The 24,371-nt window shown below is 70.7% G+C and carries 23 protein-coding genes; 4 read left to right on the forward strand and 19 right to left on the reverse strand.

The annotated features are described in order from the left end of the window. Positions 1 to 23: 23 nt before the first annotated feature. The 3 genes from IPI43_19805 to IPI43_19815 all read right to left on the reverse strand — a co-directional run bounded on the left by IPI43_19805 (position 24) and on the right by IPI43_19815 (position 6,261). Positions 24 to 1,661, reverse strand: coding sequence for a protein kinase (locus IPI43_19805; GenBank protein ID MBK7776348.1), 1,638 nt, complete (start codon positions 1,659 to 1,661; stop codon positions 24 to 26). Between the two features lie 64 nt (positions 1,662 to 1,725). Continuing rightward, positions 1,726 to 5,085: a hypothetical protein gene (locus IPI43_19810; GenBank protein ID MBK7776349.1), complete on the reverse strand. Its 3,360-nt coding sequence runs from the start codon at positions 5,083 to 5,085 to the stop codon at positions 1,726 to 1,728. Between the two features lie 138 nt (positions 5,086 to 5,223). Next, positions 5,224 to 6,261, reverse strand: a complete 1,038-nt coding sequence (locus IPI43_19815; GenBank protein MBK7776350.1) for a hypothetical protein — start codon at positions 6,259 to 6,261, stop codon at positions 5,224 to 5,226. 107 nt (positions 6,262 to 6,368) lie between these two features. Between IPI43_19815 and IPI43_19820 the strand changes: the two genes are divergently transcribed. The 3 genes from IPI43_19820 (at position 6,369) to IPI43_19830 (ending at position 8,464) form a co-directional block, all read left to right on the forward strand. Then, positions 6,369 to 7,160, forward strand: a complete 792-nt coding sequence (locus tag IPI43_19820) for a hypothetical protein (GenBank protein MBK7776351.1) — start codon at positions 6,369 to 6,371, stop codon at positions 7,158 to 7,160. Positions 7,161 to 7,266: 106 nt separating this feature from the next. Beyond that, entirely contained in the window at positions 7,267 to 8,241 is a 975-nt protein-coding gene (locus IPI43_19825; protein MBK7776352.1) for a hypothetical protein, read from the forward strand. A 7-nt stretch (positions 8,242 to 8,248) separates the two neighbouring features. Beyond that, positions 8,249 to 8,464, forward strand: a complete 216-nt coding sequence (locus IPI43_19830; protein ID MBK7776353.1) for a hypothetical protein — start codon at positions 8,249 to 8,251, stop codon at positions 8,462 to 8,464. A 27-nt stretch (positions 8,465 to 8,491) separates the two neighbouring features. Here IPI43_19830 and ppk2 read toward each other — a convergent pair whose 3' ends face one another. The 4 genes from ppk2 to IPI43_19850 form a co-directional block, all read right to left on the reverse strand. Further along, entirely contained in the window at positions 8,492 to 9,646 is a 1,155-nt protein-coding gene (gene ppk2, locus IPI43_19835) for a polyphosphate kinase 2 (protein MBK7776354.1), read from the reverse strand. Positions 9,647 to 9,733: 87 nt separating this feature from the next. Continuing rightward, complete coding sequence (locus IPI43_19840; protein ID MBK7776355.1) at positions 9,734 to 10,141, reverse strand: globin; 408 nt, start codon at positions 10,139 to 10,141, stop codon at positions 9,734 to 9,736. Between the two features lie 168 nt (positions 10,142 to 10,309). Further along, on the reverse strand, positions 10,310 to 12,763 hold the full coding sequence (locus tag IPI43_19845) for a hypothetical protein (GenBank protein MBK7776356.1): 2,454 nt from the start codon (positions 12,761 to 12,763) through the stop codon (positions 10,310 to 10,312). An 88-nt stretch (positions 12,764 to 12,851) separates the two neighbouring features. Further along, complete coding sequence (locus IPI43_19850; GenBank protein ID MBK7776357.1) at positions 12,852 to 14,588, reverse strand: PEGA domain-containing protein; 1,737 nt, start codon at positions 14,586 to 14,588, stop codon at positions 12,852 to 12,854. 168 nt (positions 14,589 to 14,756) lie between these two features. Here IPI43_19850 and IPI43_19855 point away from each other — a divergent pair, with 168 nt between their 5' ends. Further along, positions 14,757 to 15,614 (forward strand): sulfurtransferase, encoded by an 858-nt coding sequence (locus IPI43_19855; protein MBK7776358.1) that lies wholly within the window; start codon positions 14,757 to 14,759, stop codon positions 15,612 to 15,614. A 12-nt stretch (positions 15,615 to 15,626) separates the two neighbouring features. Here the strand turns inward: IPI43_19855 and IPI43_19860 are convergent, their stop codons facing one another. From IPI43_19860 to IPI43_19915, 12 genes are all read right to left on the reverse strand, one after another. Next, positions 15,627 to 16,418, reverse strand: a complete 792-nt coding sequence (locus IPI43_19860) for an enoyl-CoA hydratase/isomerase family protein (GenBank protein ID MBK7776359.1) — start codon at positions 16,416 to 16,418, stop codon at positions 15,627 to 15,629. 6 nt (positions 16,419 to 16,424) lie between these two features. Continuing rightward, positions 16,425 to 17,087 (reverse strand): TetR/AcrR family transcriptional regulator C-terminal domain-containing protein, encoded by a 663-nt coding sequence (locus IPI43_19865; protein ID MBK7776360.1) that lies wholly within the window; start codon positions 17,085 to 17,087, stop codon positions 16,425 to 16,427. 69 nt (positions 17,088 to 17,156) lie between these two features. Continuing rightward, the gene (locus IPI43_19870; protein MBK7776361.1) at positions 17,157 to 17,531 is read right to left on the reverse strand and encodes a nuclear transport factor 2 family protein; all 375 of its coding nucleotides are present in this window, start codon (positions 17,529 to 17,531) and stop codon (positions 17,157 to 17,159) included. Continuing rightward, complete coding sequence (locus IPI43_19875) at positions 17,524 to 18,414, reverse strand: serine acetyltransferase (GenBank protein ID MBK7776362.1); 891 nt, start codon at positions 18,412 to 18,414, stop codon at positions 17,524 to 17,526. Before IPI43_19875 ends, IPI43_19870 begins: the two co-directional genes overlap by 8 nt. A 39-nt stretch (positions 18,415 to 18,453) precedes the next feature. Then, the gene (locus IPI43_19880) at positions 18,454 to 18,927 is read right to left on the reverse strand and encodes a hypothetical protein (protein MBK7776363.1); all 474 of its coding nucleotides are present in this window, start codon (positions 18,925 to 18,927) and stop codon (positions 18,454 to 18,456) included. A gap of 77 nt (positions 18,928 to 19,004) precedes the next feature. Continuing rightward, positions 19,005 to 19,583: a hypothetical protein gene (locus IPI43_19885; protein ID MBK7776364.1), complete on the reverse strand. Its 579-nt coding sequence runs from the start codon at positions 19,581 to 19,583 to the stop codon at positions 19,005 to 19,007. Then, positions 19,580 to 19,870, reverse strand: a complete 291-nt coding sequence (locus tag IPI43_19890) for a hypothetical protein (protein ID MBK7776365.1) — start codon at positions 19,868 to 19,870, stop codon at positions 19,580 to 19,582. Before IPI43_19890 ends, IPI43_19885 begins: the two co-directional genes overlap by 4 nt. A 40-nt stretch (positions 19,871 to 19,910) precedes the next feature. Next, positions 19,911 to 21,032 (reverse strand): VOC family protein, encoded by a 1,122-nt coding sequence (locus IPI43_19895; GenBank protein MBK7776366.1) that lies wholly within the window; start codon positions 21,030 to 21,032, stop codon positions 19,911 to 19,913. Next, positions 21,029 to 21,499, reverse strand: coding sequence for a PaaI family thioesterase (locus IPI43_19900; protein ID MBK7776367.1), 471 nt, complete (start codon positions 21,497 to 21,499; stop codon positions 21,029 to 21,031). Before IPI43_19900 ends, IPI43_19895 begins: the two co-directional genes overlap by 4 nt. After that, positions 21,496 to 22,443 carry a CPBP family intramembrane metalloprotease gene (locus IPI43_19905; GenBank protein MBK7776368.1) on the reverse strand — a complete coding sequence of 316 codons (948 nt, stop codon included), beginning with the start codon at positions 22,441 to 22,443 and terminating at the stop codon, positions 21,496 to 21,498. Before IPI43_19905 ends, IPI43_19900 begins: the two co-directional genes overlap by 4 nt. Further along, entirely contained in the window at positions 22,444 to 23,358 is a 915-nt protein-coding gene (gene rsgA, locus IPI43_19910) for a ribosome small subunit-dependent GTPase A (protein MBK7776369.1), read from the reverse strand. Between the two features lie 53 nt (positions 23,359 to 23,411). After that, positions 23,412 to 24,344, reverse strand: coding sequence for a hypothetical protein (locus IPI43_19915; protein MBK7776370.1), 933 nt, complete (start codon positions 24,342 to 24,344; stop codon positions 23,412 to 23,414). Between the last annotated feature and the right edge of the window lie 27 nt (positions 24,345 to 24,371).

Raw genomic sequence — 24,371 nt, forward strand, 5'->3', positions numbered from 1 at the left:
CTCGCTCCGGCGTCTCATGGCGGTCAGATGAGCCGCTCGAAGTGCGGTCGGAGCGCCTCGATGGGGCGCAACCGGGTGTTGAGGTCGTGGGAGATGCGCAGGAGGCTGGTCTCGGTCTCGGTGCGCGCCACGCTGCGGTGGGTGGCGCGCAGGGCCACCTCGGACTGCTGCTTGCGCGCGCTCGACTCGATGTCCTCCTGCTGCCGCCGCAGCTGCTCCAGCTGGAACATCAGGTCCTTGATGGGCGTGGCCTCCCAGGCGCGCATCCACTCCCCGTAGGCGGCCGTGGCCTCGCGCATGCACGCCAGCACCTCGGGGCCCGGCACGTGCGGATGCTCGAGGTGCAGCGCCTCCACCCGCTCGAGCTGCGCGCGCCACGTCTCGGGGTGCGGGCAGCGCTCGCGGAACTCGGCGCGCGCGTGGCTGAGGTCCGCCGCCAGCGTGGAGATGGCGCGCCCCAGCTGCGCACGGCGCGTGCGCAGACCGTCGTCCAGGTCGTCCAGCTGCGCCACCAGCGCGTGGTCCGTGGCACGCGCGCCGCGCAGCGACTCCACCGCGTGGGCCAGCCGGTCCACGAGCGCCAGCAGGTCTTCGGGCTGCTTGCGCGGAAAGCCCAGCGCGATCATCTCCCGGTACACGGTCACGCGGCGGCTCCACGCGTCCAGGTCGAGGTCGGTGCTGCGTGACCGCGCGCCGTCCACCGCGTTGGCGCTCACGTGGCGCATCACGCGCGACTTCTGCGTGGCGAACGGGGCCAGCCGCTTCTCCACGATGTGCGCGTCCGCCGGGCGGTCGATGGGCTTCTTGGCCAGCATCTCGGCCACCAGGCGCGACAGCCCCTCGGGGCACTTGGGCTGCTTCAGGCGCACGTCGGGCGGCGCCTGCTCGAGGTGCATGAGCAGGTAGCCGGGGAGCGTGGCCGCCTGGAACAGCGGCTCGCCCGTGAGCAGCTCGTACAGCACCACGCCCAGCGAGTAGATGTCGCTCGCGGCGGTGTCGGGCTCTCCGCGAAACCGCTCGGGCGCCATGTACTGCGGGCTGCCCACGAAGTGCCCGGCGGCCGTGAGGCGCGAGTCGTCGTTGCCGAGCGCGATGCCGAAGTCCACCAGCTTGACCACCGGCTCGCCGTCGTCGCTGCGGCACACGAAGATGTTCTCGGGCTTCACGTCGCGGTGCACCACGCCCAGGTCGTGCGCACGCCCGAGGCCACGCGCCACCTGCAGCCCCAGGCCCGCGGCGTCGGCCACGCTGATGCTCCCCGCCTGCCGGTAGCGGTCGAGCGGGCTGCCCACCAGCAGCTCGCACACCAGGTAGGGTACGCCGTCTTCGGTGAGCCCGAAGTCGTAGACGTCCACCACGTTGGGGTGCGCCACCGTGGCCGCCGCGCGGGCCTCACGCTCGAGGCGCGTGCGCACCTTGGCGTCGTCGGCGAAGCGCGGGTGCAGGATCTTGATGGCCACCAGGCGCCCCGGCTTCAGGGTGTGGGTGGCCGCGTAGACGGTGGCCATCCCGCCGGCGCCCACCACGCGCTCGATGCGGAACGTGCCGCCCACCAGGCTGCCGATGCGCGGATCCGCGATGTTCTCGAGCGGCGTCCCATCCACCAGGCACACACGTGCCCCGTCGGGGTGGTTCAGCCGGCACGTGGGGCAGATCAGCATCGGCCGGAAGGATACCAGGGTACCGGGGGGCGGGGTCCACTCCCGGGCGAGTGTGCCTGGCGGCTCAGATGGGGGGCGGCATGGTCAGCACCGTCACGAGGGGCAGGGCCAGGAGATTTCCTGGCCATGAGACGCCTCCCCCCCAGCAGTGGGCTACGCCGCCGGCGTCGATGCCGCACGTGCGCGAGCCCGAGGATTCGATGTGGATGAGCTCGAGCCCGAACGCAGCCGGTGTCGGTGTCGGTACCGACACGACACTGACGATGCCGAGCTGTGTGTTCGAGTTGGGGCCCCAGCCCACCCAGGTGCCATCCAGACGCCGCGCGAGACATCCGGAACGGCACACCAACCTGTCGGCGTCGGTGAGACCCGCCACCAAGATCGGCGTGCTCGTGTCGGCCGAGCTCCCGTTTCCGAGGGCATGGCCGCTGCCACTTCCGAAGCACAGCACGCGTCCGTCGCTGCGCAGTGCGCACGTCGACGAGGACCCCGTCGCCACGTGGGTGATGTCGGTGAGGAAACCAACCCCGCCAACGCCGACAACGCGCTGCGGCGTATTCCAGATGCCCGAAGTCGATCCCTGCCCGAGCCGCCCGTACGACGCGCTGCCCCAGCAGTAGACGTCCCTGTCTGCGGTGACACCACAGGTGTGCTCCGGGCTGAGGGACAAAGACGTGAACGTGAGTCCGCCGCTCACCGCCACGGGGGTGGCGCTGCAGCCGTTGGTGCCGTTGCCGCAGACTCCAGACGTGCCGCCTCCCCAACACCACGCCGCGCCGCCGGTGTCGAGGGCGCACGTGCGCTGCGAATTGTTGTAGCTCATTCCACCCACGAAGACCTGCGTCGCCGGCCCCATGGCAGAAGCGTCCACGACCAGGGGCACCCGCGAGCCGGAGGTCGCCGCGACGTTGCCGGCGACGCCACCTCCCCAGCACCGCACCGTCCCGACGTCGTCCAGCGAGCACGCGCGCGTCTCGCTCCGCTCGACCTGCGTGATGCCGTTCGGCGTCAGCACTTGCGGCAGGTAGCGCGTCAGGCCATCGGCGAAGCCCGCTGTGTTCCCCTCGCCCCAGCACTGCAGCCCCGCGTCGTCGATGGCGCACGAGGCCCCGTCGCCGAGCGCGATTGCCGTGACGTTCGAGAGGCCGAGCGGGATGTGGGGGCTGGTGCCGTCGCGTGGGCCGTCGCCGAGCTTGGGTTCGTGGGGCGAGCCCCAGCACGTGACCTCGTCGCCCGCGAGCCCGCAGCAGACGTACTGGCCGCAGTGGATGGCGCTCGGCAGACGCGTGAGGGGGACCGTCATCGCCACGCTGGCGGCCACCGCACCCGCGGGCCGAATCGTCTCCCCGAAGCTGGCCGCAGCGCTGCTTCCCCAGCACGACACCGTTCCGTCCTGGAGCGCGCATCCCAGGCTGTACCCGAGTGTCACCGCGTCAGCGCCACCGGGCACGGACAGGGCTGTGGGGCTCAGCAGGTGGCCGGCCCCGCCCGTGCCTGCGCTCGTGGCACGTCCCCAGCATGACCAGCCCGATGCTTGCCGTGCACAGACTGCGTTGCTGCGGTGGTCCGCCGCCAGCTCGAGCACGCCAGTCAAGCTCGCTCGAACCGGGACCAGCGAGGACATGGTCACGCCGTCGCCGGTGGCGCCATAGCCCCAACAATAGACATGCCCGTGGCCGGTTCGAGCGCACGCCCCGCCGTCGCTCACCTGCAGCTCCACCACGCCTGCCAGGCTGGGCACGCGCGTGGGCGTGGGGGTGACCGTGGTGTGCCCCAGCCCCAGCTGACCTTCGTCGTTGTCGCCCCAACACCACACCTCGCCGCTCGACTTCAAGGCGCAGGTGTGCAGGACGCTTGCTTCCACGGCCAGCACCTCGCCGAGTCCGAGCGGGGTGGCGAGGCCGGCGACGGACGCCGTGTGGCCGACGCCGAGCTGGCCGTAGTTGTTGGTTCCCCAGCAGCGCACCGTGCGGTCGGCCAAGCGCACGCACGTGTGGGAGTATCCAGAGCTCAGTTGCTCCACGCCGCTCAGGGTGGACAAGCGCTCGGGCACGTACATCCCGGTGTCGCCCCAGCACGCGACCTCGCCGTCCGTGAGCACCAGGCACGTTTGGTTGGCTCCGACCGAGAGGCGCTGACCGGACAGGCATCCGAGGTCGCACGTGTCGTCCCGCCCGCACACGTCGGTGCCGCTCTCGTCGGTCTGCCCGTCGCAGTCCTCGTCGATGGCGGAGCAGAACTCGGCGGCGCCGCCGTGGATGGTGGCGTTGGCTTCGTTGCAGTCGTCAGCCGGGAAGGTGCCGGCCTCGGCCGAGCTGCACGTGGCGCCGATGGGAGCGTGGCCATCGTCGTCGACATCCTCGTCCGTGGACACGCCGCCGGGGGTCGCCACCATCGAGCAGTTGTTGTCCACGCGGTCGCATAGCTCAGCGGCACCGGGGTAGATCGATGGGTTGGTGTCGTCGCAGTCGCCCGGCACCGCGCTGTAGCCCAGTGGCGGGTCGCACGTGGTGGACGTTGTCGGCTCAGCAGAGTTGCCCACGCCGTCGTCATCGAGGTCGCGGTAGAACGTGTAGCTCGTGCTCTGCTCGTCAATCGTGGTGTCGCAGTCGTTGTCGAGCCCGTCGCACAGCTCGGTGCCAAAGGGCCGCACGTCGCGCTCGAGGTCGTCGCAGTCGCCGGCGCTCGAGGCCCAGCCCTCCGGGCGTGCGCAAGCCTGAACGGGAGTCGCGCTCTCGTCGCCCGCCAGGTCCATGTCCACGTCGGGCCAGTAGGGCTCGAGGCTCAAGTTCTCGTCCACGCTTCCGTCGCAGTCGTCGTCCACGACGTTGCAGGTCTCGGCCTGCCCGGGCTTGATCATGCCCGTGGCGTCGTTGCAGTCGAGGCCGCGCACGGTGCCCGCCGTGGCGTCGTAGACCACCGCGATGCCGCATGCGGGTGATGGTGCTTCGGTGACCTCGTTGGCGCACACGGCGCTGAGGAAGAGGTCCTGGTCGGCGTCCAGCGTCCCCACGGTGCAGGGGTCGCAGTCTTCGTCGTGGCTGGTCAGGTCGCAGACCTCGTTGTTCCCCGGAAAGCGCTGGTCGTCGTCGTCGTCGCAGTCGTCGCCGCCGCACGCCGCGTCGGGGTGCCCGTCGCCGTCTGCGTCTTCGCAGCCCGTTTCGCACATGTCCGTGGCTTCATCGCAGCTCGCGGCTGCACACGGCAGCGCGCCCAGCAGGCAGCCGTTGGCAAGCGCGTCCGGGCTGCTGGGCATGCACAGCTCGGGGCCCGTGCAGAACAGCTCGTCATCGCAGTCCGCGTGACTGGTGCAGGGCGTCACCACGCTGGCGTCCCCCGCAGGTGTTCCAGGGCTGCCGCAGCCCGCGTACAAGCTCGTCAGCGCAGCGGCCATCATCCAAGCGGGGGCGGTCCTGATGCTCATGCTGTGCCCTTCACTCGCCCTCGCGCGAGTCACGTGTTGGCCCCAGTGTATCCACATGGGCGGGGATCTTGGCCAGGACTCTCCTGCTCTGCGGGGTACGCAGCTCCCTCACGTTCCTCCCCACGTGCGAGGGTGAGTTCACTCGTCCTCGTCGAAGGAGCCCGGGTCCACGTCGGCCATCTCGGTGGGCGGGATGCCCCGAAAGCGGCTGCCGGGCGCCACCAAGTTCTCCACGAAGCCGATGCCCTCACGGTCACCCCAGCGGAAGCGGCTGTGCTGCTCGTACCACATGGCGGCTTCCTGCGCGGCGTCCATGGCCTCCTCGTCGCGCTCGTCCCAGTCGTCGGGCAGTGGCGCCAGCACCACCGACCCGATCTCCTCCACGTCGATGACGTGCTGCACGCCGTCCACCGTCTCGAAGCGCAGGCGCCGGCGCTTGGCGCGCTTCCGGTGGGGCTCGTGCAGCTCGAGGATGTCGTGCTCGAAGCTGCGGATGGGCGTGACCTGCCCGGCCGTCGTGGTGATGGCGCCGTCCACATAGAGCGGCTTTCCGTCCTGGTCTTCCTGCAGCCAGAGGTTCACGCAGGCGTCGTCGAACTGCGCGTTGAGCCACGTGTAGAAGGGCAGGGCGGTCCAGCGGCGCACGCCCCAGCTGCGGTTCTTGTGGCCAATCGGGTCCACGAAGCGGTGCTCCCCGATGCGCACCTCGCCCGTGAACTGCGAGCTGGTGGTCAGGTGCTCCATGTCGATGATGGGGTCCGGATCGCCCGCCAGGAACACGTGCTTGAAGTGGTAGCTGGGGCAGCGCGGGCGCCACACCAGGTCCGCCAGCAGGCCCACCTCGGCGTCTTCGAAGTGCAGCTTCCACTCCTGGTGCGGCGTCACGATCTCGAAGCGGTTCTCGCCCACCGTGATCACGCGTCCCGTGGATTCCTCCAGCTTCTGGAACCAGATGCTGCGCACGTGGCGCGTGCCCACCCGCGCGAACACCGCCGAGCGCAGCAGGTTGCGGTGCGGGAACACTTCGAGCGTGGCGAAGATGCTCAGCTCGCCCGCGCGGTCCGTGATGAAGAAGTACGTGGCGTCGTCGAAGTCGCGGTGCGGGTGCGACGCCTCGCGCAGGGTCTTCGCGTCCTGGTGGATGGGGTAGTCGTCCAGCTCTCCGATGCGGCGCATGGCGCGAGGGTGCCTTCGACGCGCGAGCCGCGGCAAGCCTCGGGTGCGTGCGCTTCCTGCCCGAGGACCCCTTGACGGGTGTCGAGCGTTCGAGGCAAGACGGCGGAATGCTCTCGCTCTCGCTCGCCGAGTTCCCGTCGCTCTCGACCGAGGAGCGCCTCGCGCTGGGTCGTCAGCTGGCCCACACCCTCGGCCCCGCGTGGGCGGCGAGCGGAGAGCTGGTGGGCTCCTCCCAGATGATCGAGCTGGTGCACCAGAGTGGCGTGGCGTTCGTGGTCGTAGGCCGGGCGCGCTTCGAGCGAGGCCTGCGGGATGCGGAGCGCGACGCGCTGATCACCGCCATGCTCGGCCCGCAGGGGGAGGACGAGGCCGAACTCGACCTGGAAGCGGAGCGCAGGTTCATGGCGCGGCAGATTCCCCCCAACGCGATGGCACCCGAGCTCGTCGAGGTCCCCGCGTTCCTCATCAGCCGTGAGCCGCTCTCGGTGGCCCGCGCGGCCAGCCTCGGCACGAGCCCGCTGCAGGATCTCGGCTATCCCGAAGCGCTCGCCGACGCCTCCGAGTGGGGCGCATTCACCATGGACCTGCCCGATGGACTTCGGATGCCGACCGAGGACGAGTGGGAGCTCGTCGCGCGCGAGGGCGGACCGGGGTCCTGGATCGTCCCTGTGCCGCCGGACGGCTTTCCGGGCATGTGGCCACCCGCAGAGATCTTCGCCCTCGAGAACGCGTTGGGCCTCCGTGCCATGGCCGTCAGCCAGGTCTTCGCGAATGGCTATCGGCGTGGCATCGGCGACGGTCGCGGCAACTGGGGCGGCTCGAGCGGCAACGCCGAGCTCCATGCGGCCGCGCGCTGGCCCGAAGGCTTCGGAGCATCACGGCTTGCACGCAGCTTGTGAGCGCAGCCAGTGCGCGACCGTGGGTCCGCCGCATCCGTCGGCGGGCGGCCCGGGCGCCAGAAGCTGCTAGACCGTGGGCCTGCCGTCCCTGCCTCTGCCGGAACCCATGAGCGCCTCCCCCAAAGACCCCAACGCGCAGCCTGCTCCGGGCACGCTGCAAGAGCTGTTTCCCGCGCTAGCCCGGCCCACGCCCGCGCTGCCGCTCGAGCCGCTGCATGCGCGCGTGCTCACCGTGCTCGAGCCGGCAGGCGCAGCGCTGGTGCTCACCTGCTGGCGCAACCCGGGCGGCGCTGCGGGTCTGCACGCGGGCCTGCGCCCCAAGGTGGAGGCCGCGCTGGTGGCGGAGCTGTCGCGTCCGGCGTCCGAGCTGGTGGAGCTCACGCACGAGCTGCGCTTCCTGCGCCTCGCCGTGTTCGACGAGATTGGTGGAGACGTGCCCGGCGCGCTGCGGGCCTTCGGGCTGCAGCCGGTGTCGCTCGACGCCGTGCGTGAAAGCGGTGGCTGGCGCGAGGCGCTGGCGCACCTGCGCGGCGAGGCCCAGCGGCACGGCCACGTGGTGCCCGACGAGCCGCTCATGGCCTTCGAGGCCGACATCCTGCTGCCCGGGCGCACAGCCAGCGGTATCGCCGCGCTCGAGCAGGCGCTGCGGCAGCGCCTGGGCGATGAGATCTTCGGCGTGCGCCCCGGCGCGCTGTACGCCCACCTGGCGGCGCTCACCCCACAGCACTTGGGCCTCACGCTCACGCCCACCTGCGAGGGCCTCGCCGCGCTCGAGCACGAGTTGATGTCGCTGGCTCCGGGCCCCATTCGCCTGATTCCCCCCGCCATCTTCCAGGCGCTCTGCGACTTCGTGGCCGTCATCGCCGCGCGCGAGTTCCAGCGCCGCGTGGAGTGGGCCCCGAGCGACCCGGACGAGCTGGGCCTCTGCCCGCCGCCGCTGGTGCGCGCGCACCTCGACGGGGCGTGGGTGCACATTCCCCTCGGGCTTCACCTCCTGCGCTGGTGCGTCATGCCCGTGCAGCCGGGCGAGGTGGTCCCGCCGCTCTGCGACTGGGTGCTGGACCAGTTCGGGCAGCGCTGAGGCGGCCGTGCCACTCGACCCGAACGACCTGATCCCGGACGTGCGCGACGGCCTCACGCGCGTGGAGCGCGTGATCCTGTTCTGCCTTCACGAGACCCAGAAGGAGTTCCCGGGCCGCAACGTGCCCACGGCCACGCTCTACGGGCGCGTGGTGGAGCACATCGACATCAGCGTGCCGCAGTTCCAGCGGGTGCTGCAGCGGCTGACCGGCCGCGGGGTGTAGCGCACCCAGGCTGGCCGGCGCCGCGGCTCAGCCTTGTCCCGTCGAGTCCAGCTGGTCGTCGCTCTGCACCGAGACCAGCGCGGGCCGCCCCACCACCAGCGGGTCCACCGCGCCCACTGCGGCCAGGTCCTTGTTGGCGTACGGCAAGCGGTGCAGCAGGTAGCGCATGGCGTTCAGGCGCGCGCGCTTCTTGCAGTCGCTCTTCACCACGGTCCACGGTGCGTCCGAGGTGTCGCAGTGCAGGAACATGGCCTCCTTGGCGCGGGTGTAGTCGTCCCACTTGTCGAGCGACGCCACGTCCACCGGGCTCAGCTTCCACTGCTTGAGCGGGTGCGCCTCGCGCTCCTTGAACCGGCGCCGCTGCTCGGCCTGGCTCACCGAGAACCAGAACTTGATGAGGTGCACGCCGCTGCGCACCAGGTGCCGCTCGAACTCGGGCGCCTGCCGCATGAACTCGTCGTACTCCTGGTCCGTGCAGAAGCCCATCACGCGCTCCACGCCCGAGCGGTTGTACCAGCTGCGGTCGAACAGCACGATCTCGCCGCGCGTGGGCAGGTGCTGGATGTAGCGCTGGAAGTACCACTGGCCCCGCTCCACGTCGCTGGGCTTCTCGAGGGCTACCACGCGCGCACCGCGCGGGTTCAGGTGCTCCATCATGCGCTTGATGGCGCCGCCCTTGCCGGCCGCGTCGCGCCCCTCGCACAAGATGACCACGCGCTGGCCCGTCTCCTTCACCCAGGCCTGCAGCTTGAGCAGCTCCACCTGCAGGCGGTACTTCTCCCGCTCGTAGCGCTTCCGGCTCAGCAGGTTCTTGTAGGGGTAGCGGCCGTCGCGCCACTTGGGGTGCAGCTCGGTGTCCGGGTCCACGCCCAGGGTGGTCGGGCTCTCGGTCTCCCGGTCGAACAGGGCCTTGCGCAGGGCCTTGGCTTCATCGGGGGATGCGCCGGCGATCAGCGCCCGAAGCTGCGCCACGGCCTCGGCATCCGTGAGCAACCCACGGCTGTCCTTGGTGAGCACGTCTCGCACGACCTCGGCCTGCTGCGTGTGCGTCCGCAGTGTGCCGCGGGCCACGCGCTCCGCCGAGGCAGGGCCCACCACGGTGTCGCCGGACGCCACGGCTCTCGGACGCCGTGCTCGGGCCGGTGCGGGGGGAGATGTTGGACGGGTGGTCTTGCGGGCCATGAAGGTTCCTCCGGGGGAGTGATGATGGCATCACCCATCCGTCCGAGCTTGCGCTGGGTCAATGCCTCCCGCGAAAAGCGCCGCGCTTCAGCGCGTCATGATGGCGATGCACGGGCGGAGGCACGTCTCCCAGGCGGCCCCCGTGACGTGGTCGAAGTGCGGGTCACACTCCCCAGCGGCCTGCACCAAAGCAGCGAGCCACTGGTCGTAGAACTCGGCCTTGATGTCCAAGCCGCGCTCTCCGTGCGAGCGCGCGATGGTGGCCAGGTGCTCCATGCCGTCGGAGAAGCCACCCGCCGCCCGCGCCACCAGGTAGAGCGAACCCCGCAGCACGCTGCGCTGGCGGTTCATGTCCACCCCCGCGAAGCGGGCCGCCACGGCGTCGCTGCTCTTCAGGAAGATGTCGTAGAAGCGCTCGAGGAAGGTCTCGCTCGCCGCGCACCGAAAGAGGCTGTTCTCGAACGTGGTGTAGGTGGCGGGGTCGATGGCCGACATCGTGAGGCGCTCCGGGGGAGGCCCCATGCTCGCACGGCTTGCCGTTCGCATGCTATCGGCACTGTGACGAGGCGCCGCGGGGTGCACCCCGGCAGCGGAACGTGAGAGGGCCCGAGCCGCTCGCAGTCGAGGCGGCCCAGGCCCTTCCGAGCGGTCTGAGCAGGGCGCCTACGGAGCTGGGCACCCGATTTGGTTGTGATTGTATCCAGTGCCTGATCCGCGAGAGATCATGGGATTTCCCGTCGAGGCGGAAGCCACGGTGATCCAGGCAGTGACAGCCGAGGCACGGAAGATCTCCTCGCTCACTGTCGTGGTGAGTCGCTGCACGAGCTCACCATCGCTCGTCCGCGCCACCAGCCAGAAGGCGTTGCCCGACCCTTCGAGATCCAGCGTGCTGTTGAACGTGCTCGCCCCAATCGGCGTCGCCACCGTGCGGGTGCTCGTGACGACCGGACACAGGGTTCGCGCGTAACCGCTCAGGCAGTTGAGAGAAGCTGTCAGGTAGTGGAAGCGGGGAAGGTTGTCGGGCCCCACGTACGCAATACCCACGCCGAAGGTGCTGACCGCCACCGTGGGGTTGCTGCCTGCGCCCACCGCCGCGTTCGAACTCACCACATGGCCCGCCGAGACGAGCGCCACGTTCACCGTTGGAGTGAGGCCCGTGACCCAGGTGACCACGTAGCCGCCGCTTGCGCCGCGCGCCGCGATGTCCATGCCCAGTTCCGCGCGCGGGTTGCTGCCGGGGAGGGCCACGGAGGTCGCCAGCGCTCCCGCGAAGTCGATGTGACCCACGCGAATCGACGAACCCGACTGGAAGACGGTCATGGCGTCGGTGCTGGAGTTGGCGGCCACTCTCGCGATGCCATTCACCGCGTTGTCGTTGATGAACTCCGAGTCTTGCGAGGCAGGGGCTCCACTGCTGAGGCCGATCCGCTGGACGTTGACTCCGCTGCCCGCTCTCGCGCTGACGGTCACCCACTGCGTGTCCGAGACCCGCCCGACGTCTACCGAGACCACGTTGCTGGAGTCCAGGGCGGTGGCGCTGTGGGTCACCGTTCCGCTCGCGTTGGTGCGGTACACCAGCGCAACGTCTCCGTAGCGTTGAATGCCCACGAAGCCGCTACCGTCGCTCGCCAGCTTCGCCGTGTGGCCCACCGGGGCACTCATGCTCGTAGAGAACGCCCGCACACCCTCGTCCACGAAGCCATCGCAGTCCTCGTCGACGGTGTTGCACACCTCGCTGGGCGGAGTGCACGCCGCCGCCCCCGGAATGCCACACATCGCCGTGCAGCTCCCCGTTCCCATCGTCCCACAGGTCGTCGAGCACGCCACGCTCGTCCCCAGCACGCACGTGAACGCCTCGTCCGACGCGCCACTGCAGTTGTTGTCCTCGGCGTCGCACACCTCGGCGTTGCTGGTCCAGCACACATCGCACGTGTCGTCGCAGTCGTTCTGGTTCACCACGTAGCCGTTCGGCACCCCGCAGGCGTCCATGAACATGGCCGGATTGCCGTGTGTGTCGGCGTCGGCGTCCCGGAAGAACCGCGTTGTGACGCCTTCGTCGATGCCGCCCGTGCAGTTGTTGTCGAGGGTGTCGCAGGTCTCGGATGCGCCGGTCCAGCACACGTTGCACATGTCGTTGCAGTCGTTCGCCGTCGTCACGTAGCCGTTCGGCAGCGAGCACGCCTGCATGCTCATCCCCGGTGCGCCACGGTTGTCGCCGTCCTGGTCGCGGTAGTACGTGGTCCGCACCCCCTCGTCCACGCCGTTCGAGCAGTCGTCGTCCAGCCCGTTGCACGTCTCGGGCTGGGGTCCCGTGCTCCCCGTGCACACCACGCTGCTGTTCACGCACATCAGCACGCCGGCCACGCACTCGCCGGTGTCCGTGCCGCACACGGCGCCGCCGCCCGGGTTGCCGTTGTCGTCCACGCCGTCGCAGTCGTCATCGTCCCCGTCGCACTCCTCGGCGGTGGGGCCCGTCGCGCCTTCGCAGTCGCCGTAGACACCGGCCGCCGTACACGTCTGGGTGCCGAGCGCGCACTGGCCCACGTCCGTGCCGCAGTCGCGCGTCTGGCCCACAGCGCAGTCGCAGTCTTCGTCCACCTCGCCGTCGCAGTTCTCGTCCTTCGTGCCCTCGCAGACCTCGGCGATGGCTGGCGCCACGCCGCCCTCGCACGCGCCCAGCACGCCACCCACGCAGAGCTGCGTGCCGGTGGAGCACTCGCCCTCGTTGGTGCCGCACACCACCGCGATGTCCTCGTCCACCTCGCCATCGCAGTCGTTGTCTTCCCCGTCGCAGACCTCGGCGCCCGTGCTGCACACCGCACAGGTGTCGTCGCAGTCGTCATTGTTGTCGGCGTAGCCCTCGGGGGCGCTGCACGCGGAGACGGGCTCACCGGCCCCCGCGCCGTCGTCGTCCGTGTCGGGATAGAAGTTGGTGGGGGTGCAGGCGTCATCACCGCCGTCGACCAGCGAGGTGCCCATGTCGGGGGCGGCTTCACACACGCCAGCGACGAGCACGGTGCCGGCAGGGCAGCCGAGATCCTCGCGGCAGCCGGAAAGAAGAAGCGTCAGGCCGAGCGCGCACGCCAGCGGGACGACGATGGGTTTCAGGTCGTTCATGAGTAAGGTCCCCTGCTTTCGAAGTTGGAGTGAAGGACTCCCGCGTTCTCGGCCCACCCGAGCCGAGGTTGCTTGCGGAGAGGAAGATTCAGAAGGCGCCCGAGACCGTGACCCACGCGCCCTCGCGCGAGACGCTGACCTCGGGCGACACGTGCGCTGGCCGCAGCGCGTAGATGAGCGGCACCGTGAGCAGCGGAGCCGCCGCGCTGGCGAAGAGCACCGCGCGGTCACCCCCCTGCTCGCGCTCGATGCACTGCCGCCGGTCCACCCCGAAGCCCGGGCAGCCGGGCCGCCGCAGCGTGGTCCCGATGCTGGCCACAGCGAGCCCAACCCCCAGTGCCCCCGTGACCCATGCGCCCACCGGGACCCCTTGGCGCCGCGGCAAGAGCACGGGGAGGGTCGCCGTGGCGAGCAAGCCACCGCCCGCCGCCACCAAGGTGGACGGCAACCGCAGGTCGATCCACGCGGCTTGCCGATCCAGCGCGAACAGCTGCGCGAAGGCCTCGCCGCGCCGGACGCGCGCGATGTGCAGGCCCGTGGCCGCCACCAGCGCCGCGGCGCTCACTCCCGAGGTGATCCCCAGCGCGATGCGCCGGCGCCGCTCGCTGGCCTCGCGCTCCGTCAGCGCGTCATCCAGGTCCCCCCCCTCGTCATCGTCTGCCCGGTCTTCGTCGGCCTGCCGCTCCGGCGCGTCGGGCAGCGCGAGCGCCACGCCCACGCGCGCCTCGGGATGCTCGAGGTCCACACTGCGGCCCGCGCGCAAGTGCCGCACCGCGTTCGAGAGCGCAGCGTCGGCATCGGCCGGCTGCGCGGCGTCCACGGCCAGCCACGCCGAGCTGGCGCCCGCCGCGGAGATGCGGTCCACCCGCAGTCGCCCCGGTGCCTCCAACCACAGCAGCCACACTTCACTGGCGCTCATGGTCTCGCCCAGCAGGTTGGCGTGGGCACCGGCTCGCTCGCGGGCCAGCTCGGCGCTGTCGTACAGCAGGCCCAGCCCAGGGCGCGACCGGATGGCGTGGTCGAACGCGCCGTCCACGTGCACGGCCGTCTCGCCGGCGCCCACGCGGATGCGACGGATGCGCCCGCGCTCCACCTCGTCGCACTCCACCTGCAGCCGGTACTCACCCGCCGCGATGCCGTCCATGCGGAACGGGGTCCGCCCGAACGAGATGCCATTGAGCCGCACCGCGCAGCCGGCGGGCTCACTGGTGACCACCAGCTGTCCAGGCGCCTCGGCCGCGATGTTGCGGTCCACGCGCTCGATGATGGCGCGCACCTCGGGCGTGTGGCGGTAGGGACTGGGCTCGGCGCCGGGCACCAGCTGCCGGCAGGCGCGCGCCTGGTTCATGGCGCTCGCGTCGTCGCGCGTCTCCACGTAGGCGCGCACCATGTAGAGGCACGTGTCCAGCACCTGCCGGGCGCGCTCGGCCTCGCGGTTCAGCTCCTCGGCCGCGCCGCTCGAGAGCGCGTGAGCCTCCAGCAGGTCGGCGCGGGCGCGGTCGTAGTCCGCGCGCGCCAGATGCCGCACGGCAGACTGAGAGCGGGCCACCCAGCGCTCGATGTCCGACGCGCTCAGCTCCACTGCGGGCGAAGACACGTGCGCCTCGAACGATGCGCTGGCGTCCTCTGCCGGGAAGGTGTCCACCCGCTCAGCGGCGAGCGCCCGGACCAGCGCGGGGATCCACTCTCGCGCCTCGGCCAGGTCGCGCTCCGACGAGGCCGGCAGCACGAGCGCTGTGTTGCCCGCTGGGGGCTCCACGCGGGCTGCCGACCCCTGAGCCAGGCCCACCTCGACGTCCAGCGCCACCCACGCTGAGACGACCATCAAGAATGAGAACGCACGGAGGCGAGTCCCGGAAGGCTTCCGAAGAGGAGCAGTCACGGGCGCACAAGGTGGCTTATGTAAGTGAATGTCGCAACCCACGTATAAGCAAGCACTTTCGGCCACATGTGCGTCAATTGCGCACCACGCTGACACATGGCGACGCGGAGCATGGTGTATCGTCACGCGGTGATCTCCTCCCCCCTCATCGACGCCCGCGCGCCCGAGTTGCGTGCCCGCCACACGATTCTGCTCGATGCCCGCAGCGGCCCGGACGCGCGCGCGCGTTACGCCGCCGAGCACCTGCGCGTGGCCCGCTTCATCGACCTCGAGACCGACCTTTCGGCGCCCACCGCTCACCCCGAGCAGGGCGGCCGTCACCCGCTGCCGCCCATCGCCACCTGGGCCGCCACGCTCGGCCGCCTTGGCGTCGGGCCCGACGACAGTGTGGTGATCTACGACGACCAAGGCGGCGCCAACGCGGCCGCGCGCGCGTGGTGGATGCTGCGCGCCGTGGGCCATGAGCGCGTGTGGGTGCTCAACGGAGGCCTGGCCGCCGCGCGGGACGCCAACCTGCCCTGCGCCAACCGCGAAGAGGCGTGGACGCCGAAGCCACCGTATCCCTGCACCGCGTTCACGCTCCCCACGCTGGACCTCGCCGCGGTGGAGGCCTCACAGCAGGACGGCTCACGCGTGCTGGTGGACGTGCGCAGCGCCCCGCGCTTTCGCGGCGAGCAGGAGCCCATCGACCCCATTGCCGGCCACATCCCGGGCGCGCTGAATCACCCGCTCTCGCTGCACCTGGGGCCCGACGGACTGTTCCTGCCACCCGAAGTGCTCCGCGCGCAGTACGAGCAGCTGCTGCAAGGCCGACCGGCGAGCGACATGGTTCTCAGCTGCGGCAGCGGCGTGACCGCGTGCCACGGCTTGCTGGCCATGGAGCACGCCGGCCTGCCCGGCGCCGCGCTCTACGTGGGCAGCTACAGCGAGTGGTGCCGCGTGCGTCCGGTCGGCACGGCGCAGACCTGAGCCGCGCACGTCTCAGTCGAAGTTGGGCGCCCGCTTCTCCTGGAACGCCATCATGGCCTCGCGGAATTCCGGCGACACCATGCGCCGCTTGAACTCCTCGTTCTCCCGCTCGCGCGCCGCCCGTGTCTCCCCACGCGTGGCGTGCCGCATCAGCCGCTTGGTCTCGCGCACCGAAGCCGGCGGCTGCAGCGCGATGCTGCTGGCCACGCTCATCACCCGCGCCATGAGCTCGGCGCGCGGCAGCGTTTCCAGCACCAGCCCCACCGCCAACGCCTCCGCGGCGCCCATGTAGCGCGCGCTGAACAGCAGCTCGGCCGTGCGCTGGTAGCCCAGCACGTGCGGCAGGAGGAAGCTGCTGCCGGCCTCGGGCACCACGCCCAGCGTCACGAAGGGGCACTTGAGCTTGGCCTCGTGCGCCATGAAGTTGATGTCGGTGTGCAGCAGGATGGTGAGCCCGATGCCCAGGCCCAGGCCGTTCACCGCCGTGAGGATGGGCTTGCCCAGCGCCTCGAGCGCGTCCAGCAGCACCTCGAAGCCAATCACCCCCGTGGCGTTGCTCATGCCCGCCATCTCGGTGAGGTCTTGCCCCGCCGTGAAGGCGTCGCCCGCCCCGGTGAGCACCACCACGCGCACCTGTGGGTCGGCGTCGGCCTCGCGCAGCGCCTCGGCCAGCGCCAGGTAGAGTTCCTGGTTGAAGGCGTTGAGCGCGCGTGGGCGGTTGAGCGTGAGCACGCGCACGCGCCCCTCGTCCTTGGTCAGCAGGCAGCTCGGGGCAGGGGCTTGGGGGGTGCTCTCGGTGCTCATGGGCCCTCAGGAGGCGGCGCTGGTGGGCGCCAGCGACTGGATGATGTGGCGCACGCCCAGCCCGAACTCGGCTTCCTCCACGAAGCGCGAGAGCTTGGGGGCCAGCGACACCAGGTTGGGGAACTCGGCGATGTTGGCGGACTCGAAGCGCGACCGCAGCTGCCGCTGGTACTCGGCCGGGTCCTTCGCGCCGCTCTCTTGCTGCTCGCGCGCGGCCACCTCGATGGCCACGGCGCCCAGGGTGTAGCTCACCAGCAGGTGCAGCCCGCGCGCGCAGGCGTCGGGGTCCAGGCCCCCGGCGCGCATCTGCCCCAGCAGGCGCTCGGTGATGCGCAGCGACTGCAACCCATAGCTGGCGCTGCTGCCCAGGAGCGGCAGCACACCCGGGTGGTGCAGCAGAGACGCGCGCATGCGCATGAAGGTGACCTCGATCCACGCCTGCCAGCCGGGGGTGTCGTGCTCGGTGGCCTTGCCCTCGGCGATGACCAGCTCGATGAGCCCGTCGAGGATGTCGCCCTTGTTCTTGAAGTGCCGGTACACGGCCATGGGCGTGACGTCGAGCTCCTGCGCCAGGCGCCGAATGGTGAGCCCGCCCAGGCCTTCCGTGTCCACGATGCGGAGCGCGTCCTCGAGGATGCGCTCACGCGACAGTCTGGGCCGGGTCGTCATTGTGTACGGAGTATACATGCCATCGCCGAGCGGTCACGCCAGGAACAGCAGGCTCCGCGCCAGGCGGCCTCAGCTGCCCATGAGCGGGGCGATGGCAGCAGCGTCCAGGTACTCGTCGAGGCGCCGGATGCGGCCGTCTTCCACGGTGGCCACCAGGCAGGCGTGGGCACGCACCGGGACGCCACTCGCGCTCCGGCAGGCCAGCACGTGCTGCTGCACGAAGCCGGTGGGCGTGGGCTGCACGCGCACGTCCTCGTAGCGCAGCTCGCTCACGCCGCTGGCCAAGAAGCGGATCACGCCCAGCATCTTGGGCTTGCTCAACGTTCTCCCGCTGGTGTTCTGGAAGACCACCGCGTCGTCGTGATAGAGGGCGTCCACGGCGGCCACGTCGCCCGCGGTGATGGCGGCAATCAGCGCGCGCGCCACATCCGTTGAGTCACTCATCGCGTGCCTTTCCGAACACCTTCGAGCCCGGCGGAAGCGACCGCGTGAGCCACACGTTGCCGCCCACCACCGAGCCACGCCCGATGATGGTGTCGCCGCCCAGGATGGTGGCGCCGGCATACACCGTGACCTCGTCCTCCAGTGTGGGGTGGCGCTTGGTCTGGCTGAGCGCCGTGTCGCCGCGCGGCAGGCTGAGCGCGCCCAGCGTGACGCCCTGATAGAGCTTCACGTCGTTGCCGATGACGCAGGTCGCGCCAATCACCACGCCCGTGCCGTGGTCCACGAAGAAGCGCTCGCCCACCGTGGCCCCGGGGTGGATGTCCATGCCCGTGATGGAGTGCGCGTACTCGGTGATGATGCGCGGCAGCAGCGGCACCCCCGCGATGTGCAGCTCGTGCGCGATGCGGTAGGCCGTGATGGCCTCGATGCTGGGGTAGGCGAAGACCACCTCCTCCACGCTGGCCGCCGCCGGGTCGCCCTGGAACGCGGCCACCACGTCGCCGTTCAGGCGCGTGCGCAGCCGGGGGATGGCGCGCACCAGGCGCAGCGTGGCCTCTTCGCTCCAGTTGACGGGCTTGCCGGGGCAACGGCCCACGCGGTGCTCGTAGGTGCAGGCGCGCGAGATCTGCTCCACCAGGATCTCGGTGGCCGGGTACAGCCGCTCGCTCAGGGCGTAGCGCAGGTTCCCGCGGTTCAACGAGCGCTTCGAGTAGAAGCCCATGTACAGGATGGGCTTCAAGTGCTCGTAGGCCTCGATGACCTTGCGCTCGTTGGGCAGCGCCGCGCTGTCGAGGTTGTTGATCTCCTCGGGGCCGTCGTAGCTGGCCACGATGTCGTCGAGCGCGCTCGATAGATCTTCGTGGCGGGTGATGTCGCTAGTCATGACCATGACGATCGCACGAGCGCGCCACCGAGGCCACGTCTACGGCGTGCAGCCGTTGCTCGGGGGCGGGCTCACGGTGCAGGCCAGCGTCTCTTGCCGCACCTGAGCGGGGCCGGCGCAGGGTGCGTTGCGCCCCACGAAGACCGGGACGAGCGCGCCGGGGCTGCGGTCGAAGCGGCAGAACTGCTCGGGGCTGCCGTCGTAGTTCCAGTCCTCGGTCTCACCGCCGAACCACACCTCGCAGCAGCCGTTCACGCGGCGCACTTCCATCCACGCGCTCCCGAGCGGGAGAGACTCGAAGGCGCGGCCTTCGCGGCAGGCGGACACGTCCAGGAGGCCTGGGATGCCGTCGAGGCTCTCACCGCTCGAAGCGGGTAGGGGCTCGATGAGCGTGGGCGGGTCGCCGCAAGGGCTGCCCGGCCCGATGGTGGGCTCCTCCGAGCAGGCGGTGAGCAGCGCTGCTGCGAGCAGGGTGCCGCAGACCCTCCAAACCAAGCGAGTTGGTTGTCCCATGCGTCGAGTCTAGCGACCGGGTCGCGCCTTTGCCATGCGGGGCCGAGTGGCAGACATCAGCGCGCTCGGTGTTCGGTTCAGACAGCACCCAACCCGGTCATCTCGAGCACGCGTGACCATTCGGCGCGAACGCGAAGTTCATCCAGCCACTGCTCGATGTAAGGTCGGTCGAGCGCCGCGCCGGAGGAGACGACCACGCCTGCGACATCCGCGAGCTGTCGCTCCGAACCGCCGGAGAGCCGGCACCACTCGAGCTTGCTCAGCACCGTGTCTTCCGGTGTGACGACGGTGATGGAGAGACCGCTCCACTCCTCCGCGCGCCGGCGCTCGAACTCGCGCACACTGAACGACCGCGCCTTGCGGATGATGAGGTCTGCCTTCCAGCCGGTCTCGAGGTCGATGACGTTGAACATGTCGCGCGAGGCGAGCGCACGCAGCGCTGTGCGACGGTCGACGTATGCGCGATCCGCGGGCAGTTCGTGCAGAAACGCCTGGAGGGTGCTCTCGGTTGGATCGATGACGATGTCGACGTCTTGCGTCGAGCGGGGACGGCCGTGCAGCGTGCTCGCAAACGAACCAGCGAGCATGTAGGGAACGCCGGCCCGGTCGAGCCACGTGGTCATGGCGAGGACGAACGTCCGCAGCGGATCGGTCATGGGTCGAGTCGCGGGGCGCGAGGGTAGGCCTTCACGAAGAGCTCGTCGCCGAGGCGCTGCCGGATCTCGGCGAGGCGCACCGCTGCGTCGTCGTATTCGGGGTGCCGTGCGCGAATCCCGGCGCGCGTGAGCGACACCAGCTCCTCGCTCATCGCCACGGCCATCGAGAGGCGGCGCTCGGGTCCCATGTGCTTCCAAACGGAGAGCTGCACCGCCCATGCCTCGGGCGTGGTGTCGGAGGGGCGAAACCCGTCGCAAGAAGGTGCAGCGTCTTTCCGATCCGACATGGGTGGCAGTATAGCGCGGTCTCCAGGCAGCCGGCCGACCCTACCGCAGCGCCTTGGCCATGCGCGCCCACCGCCGCGCTCCCGGGTCACTGCTCAGCAGCCCGCTGATCTGCCGGAGCGCCTGCGAGCCGGTCTGCGCATCGAAGAAGTCCGCAGGCAGCGGGCGGCCCCACTGCTGCAGCGCCGCGCGACCGAACTCGCCCTCGCGCGGGACGATCTCGGCGTTGAACAAGTCGCCATCGGACACGTGGCCCAGCACGGCGCCGTGCGGGTCGCGCCAGTAGTCGAAGAGCGCACTCCCCGCTTCGTGGCGGCCAGGGCCCCACACGTGCTTGGCGCCCACGCCGTAGAGGTGCTCGCTGCCCACGGCGATGTCGTCGAAGTCCAGCACCTCGAAGGCGGCGGAGAGCAGGCGGGCGCGCGGGCCCTCGAAGAGGGCGATGGCGTGGTGGTCCACCGGAGTGCGGCCGAGGTCCACGCGCAGGTAGGCGGCGGTGGGCTGCGCGCTGCGCTCGCCCAGCACCAGGTAGTCGGAGGCGATGAGCCCGAAGGTCTGCATGAACCAGCCGATCTCGTGCTCCACGTCCGGTGCCTGCCACGCCACGCTGGCGAGGCGCTCCACCTGCGCGGGCCCGCGGTCGCGGCGCTGCGGGCTGTTGATGCGGTGGCGCTGGCGCACGCGGTTGGTGCTCAGGGCCGCGCGGGTCTGCAGGGGCTCGAGTTCCCGCGCGCCGAAGGCCACGTGCACCGAGAGCCCGGAGGGGGAGCGCAGCCGCACGCGTTCGCCGCCGCCGGCTTCGTCGCTGGGCTCCACCTGGCTGGCGCCCGCCACGCGCGTGAGCACGTCCAGGTCGCTGCGCTGCCCGGCCAGGAACACCACGCCGCCGAAGCGGGGCGTGGGCGCGCGCCGCACGGCCACCAGGTGGTGCGCCGAGGAGCTGCCGCGGAAGTAGTCGCCGTGCACGTCTTGGGCGCTGCGCCGCAGGCCGAAGTCCAAGAGGAAGTGGCGCATGTCGTCCAGCGCCGGGCGCTCGAGGATGATGTGCGAGAGGCCCACCACCTTCATGAGCGGCGAGCGCGCACGACCACGCGCAAAGATGTCTTCGGTGGGGGACTCTGGGAAAGCGGCTGCCGACGCGGGCGGAGGGACGCTCGTGCTCATGCGGGCGATGATACGCTGCTGGGCGCGTCCACAGGGAAGAAGCGGCCCGTGCTGGTGGCCAGCAGCGTGCCCAGGTGCGAAACGCTCGCGTCGATGACGCTGTACTTGGGGTGCGTCGCGTCCATGATCTGCGCCCGCACGGTGAGCGGCAGGCCCATGTGCGTGGGGCGCTCGTAGCGGATGTTCAGCGAGCCCGTGACGAAGATGCGCCCCGTCAGGAAGAAGCCGGCGGCGCACGAGTACTCGTCCAGCATGAGCGCCAGGATGCCGCCGTGCACGGCCCCCGGCCCGCCGCGGAAGTGCTCGGCCGGCTGGTACTCGCCCGTGATGCTGTTGCCCTCGCGGCGGAACACCAGGCGCAGGCCGATGGGGTTGGTGGGCGAGCAGCCCACGCAGCCGGTGTCGAACGGGAAGTGCAGGTCCACGCCCTCGGGGGGCAGGCGGTGCGGTGGCGCTTCGGACGTCATGCGGGGCTCTCCGACGGATCGTTGGCTTCGGGTGCGGGGGTGTCGGGGCGCGCCGCAGGGGCCTCGGCGGCGCGCATGCGCGCGTGCAGCAACGTGGCCGCCACCAGCGTGAACAGCACGCCCACCGGCACGGCCCACAGCGGCAGCTCGTCGGTGCTGGCCAACTCGGTGCTCTCCGAGAAGTGCATGGCCAACGTGGCCGCCAGGTTGTTGGTGAAGTGCGCGAACACGGGCACCCACACCGAGCCCGTGCGGTGCCCCAGCCACGCCAGGTAGAAGCCGAGCGGCAGCACGCCCGCCATGTGCAGCGGGTCCATGTGCAGCGCGGCGAAGAACACCGCGGACACCGGCAGGGCCACGGCCGGCCACGGGATGCTGCGCTGGAGCACGCCGCGGCACAGCAGCTCTTCGCCCACGGCGGGCATCACGGCCAGGAAGGGCACCAGCACCCACAGCGGCTGCCCTGCGACGGCCGCCTCGATCATCTCGAGCGAGCTCTGCTCCGGGAAGTACGGCTTCAACGTGGTGACGATGCGGTCGGCCAGCGGGCCGAGGCCCAGGATGCCGAGCGCTCCCCACAAGAACGTGCCGGCCGGCGCCCCGCTGAGACCCAGCGCGCTGCGGTGTGGGACGCTCGCCACGAACGGGAAGAGCGCCGCCACCACCAGAAACACCAGCAGGTTGGCGATCTGCCCAGCGGCCAGCATGGGGAACGAGATGAGCGCCTGAGGGTTGCCCACGGCCGCCATCACCCCGCTCGGGCCGTGCTCCGCCAGCATGATCACCACCAGCACGGCCACGTTGGCGATGACCAGCATCACCACCGCCACCAGCATGGCCAGCATGCCCTGCCACCAACGCAGGCGCAGGCGCGGGACCGCGGGTTCCGGCAGCCCCGGAGGCAGCGGGATGTCTTCGGCAACGGGAGGCGCAGGCTCGTCCACTCAGCCCACTCTGTCCGGTCGCTTCTCGCCCAGCAAGAGCTTGGCGAAGCTCTCGTAGCGGTCCGTGTCGATCTCTTCGGCTTCCACCGCGGCCAGGATGGCGCAGCCCGGCTCGCTCAGGTGCTTGCAGCTGCGGAAGCCGCACTGCCCCAGGAACGGCCGGAACTCGGGAAAGCAGCGCGCTAGCGAGCCGTCGGGGATCTCGAAGCTGGCCAGCTCGCGGATGCCGGGCGTGTCCGCGATGAAGCCGCCCCCGGTGAGCGGGTGCAGGGTGGCCACGCGCGTGGTGTGGCGGCCCTTGCCGTGCGCTTCGCTGGTGGCGCCCACGCGCAGGTCGAGGCCCGGCTCGATGCAGTTCACCAGGCTGCTCTTGCCGGCGCCGCTGGGGCCGCTGAACACCGACACGCGCCCCACGAGCGCCGCCCGCAGCGCGGCGATGCCCGGGTCGTCTTCCGTGGCGGTGCTGGTGCGGAAGCTGCGGTAGCCCAGCGACTCGTAGAGCGTGAGCGCGTCGTCGATGTAGTCGTCTTCTTCGATGCGCAGGTCGTGCTTGTTGGCCACCAGGATGGCGTCCACCCCGTTGTGCTCGGCGATGACCAGGTAGCGGTCGATCATGCGCGGCACGAAGGGCGGGGCCTCGTAGGCCATGACGATGACCAGCACGTCCAGGTTGGCGATGAGCACGTCTTCGCGGTGCCCGCCGCGCGCGGGGTGCTGGCGCGAGAACACGGTGCGGCGCGGCAGCACCTCCTCCACGGTGACGCTGCCGTTCTCGGCCTGGGCCACGTGCACCTGGTCGCCGATCACGCACAGGTCCGTGTTCTGCTTCACGCGCTTGAGCCGGCCGCGCAGGCGCGCACGCACCACGCCGGTGGGCAGCAACACGTCGAAGAAGCCCGCGGTGCTGCGCAGCACGATGCCGCGTGCCTGGCCCTCGGGCAGCACGGGGTCCACTTCGGGCGCGCGGCTCACGGCCTGTCCCCGCGCCGGATGAGCAAGGGCACCCCGGAGTTGCCGTGCAGCAGCATGGCCGTGTCGCCGCGCGCGCCGCGGTACGGGGCGCTGGGCATGTCGCTGTTCTTCACGCCGCGCAGCTCCCCGCCCAGCTCGAAGCGGTCGGTGCGCGGGATGGGCGTGTCCTCGATGCCCACCACGGTGACGCGGTCGCCGACGCGCACCACGAGGGTGTGCAGGCCGCGCTCCCGCTCGGGGTGAGTGATGCCGGCCTCGGCCAGGGCGGTGCGGGTGCCGCTCGGCAGCAGCAGCCCGGTGCTGGACTCGGGGCTGGCCAGCAATAGCGGGGCGTCTTCCATGCGCACCACCACGAGCTCGTCCTCATCCGTGCGGATGGCGAAGTCGCACGCCTCGAGGATGCGCACGTGGCGGGCCCGCGAGACCAGCTCGCGCACCACGATGTCCCCGTCGGCGGGCGCCCCGATGCTGATGACCTGGCCCGTCTTGCGGGTGCCCAGCGCCTCCGGAAAGAGCAGCTTCTCGGCCGCCAGCTGACTCTCCTCGTCGGCGGACCAGAGCGCCAGGGTGAGCTGGCTGTCCAGCACGTAGCGGATCATGGCCAGCACGATGAACACGTTGAGCGCAGCGAAGAACGTGACCACGGTACACACGAAGAGCACCACCACCCAGCCCGCCAGCACGGGGCTCATGCTGTGGAGCGACCAGTAGAGCAGCACCAGCACCGGCGACGCGATGAGCGCGTGGCCCACCCAGCGCAGCACCCGCGCCACACCGCCCTGCAGGGTGCCGAAGAAGCCCTTTCGCTGCGCGAGCCAGGCGTGCCCGGGGCCAATCGCCGTTCGCCCGCGGTCCTTGCCGTCCACGCGCGCGGCGAGCCACCACTCGCGGCGGTCGAGGCCAGCTTGGAAACGATGTTGCAGCGCCATGCTGGGCCAGTCCTAGCAGAGTCCGGG

It is taken from the genome of Sandaracinaceae bacterium (assembly GCA_016706685.1).
Classification (GTDB): domain Bacteria; phylum Myxococcota_A; class Polyangia; order Polyangiales; family Houyiibacteriaceae; genus JADJJE01.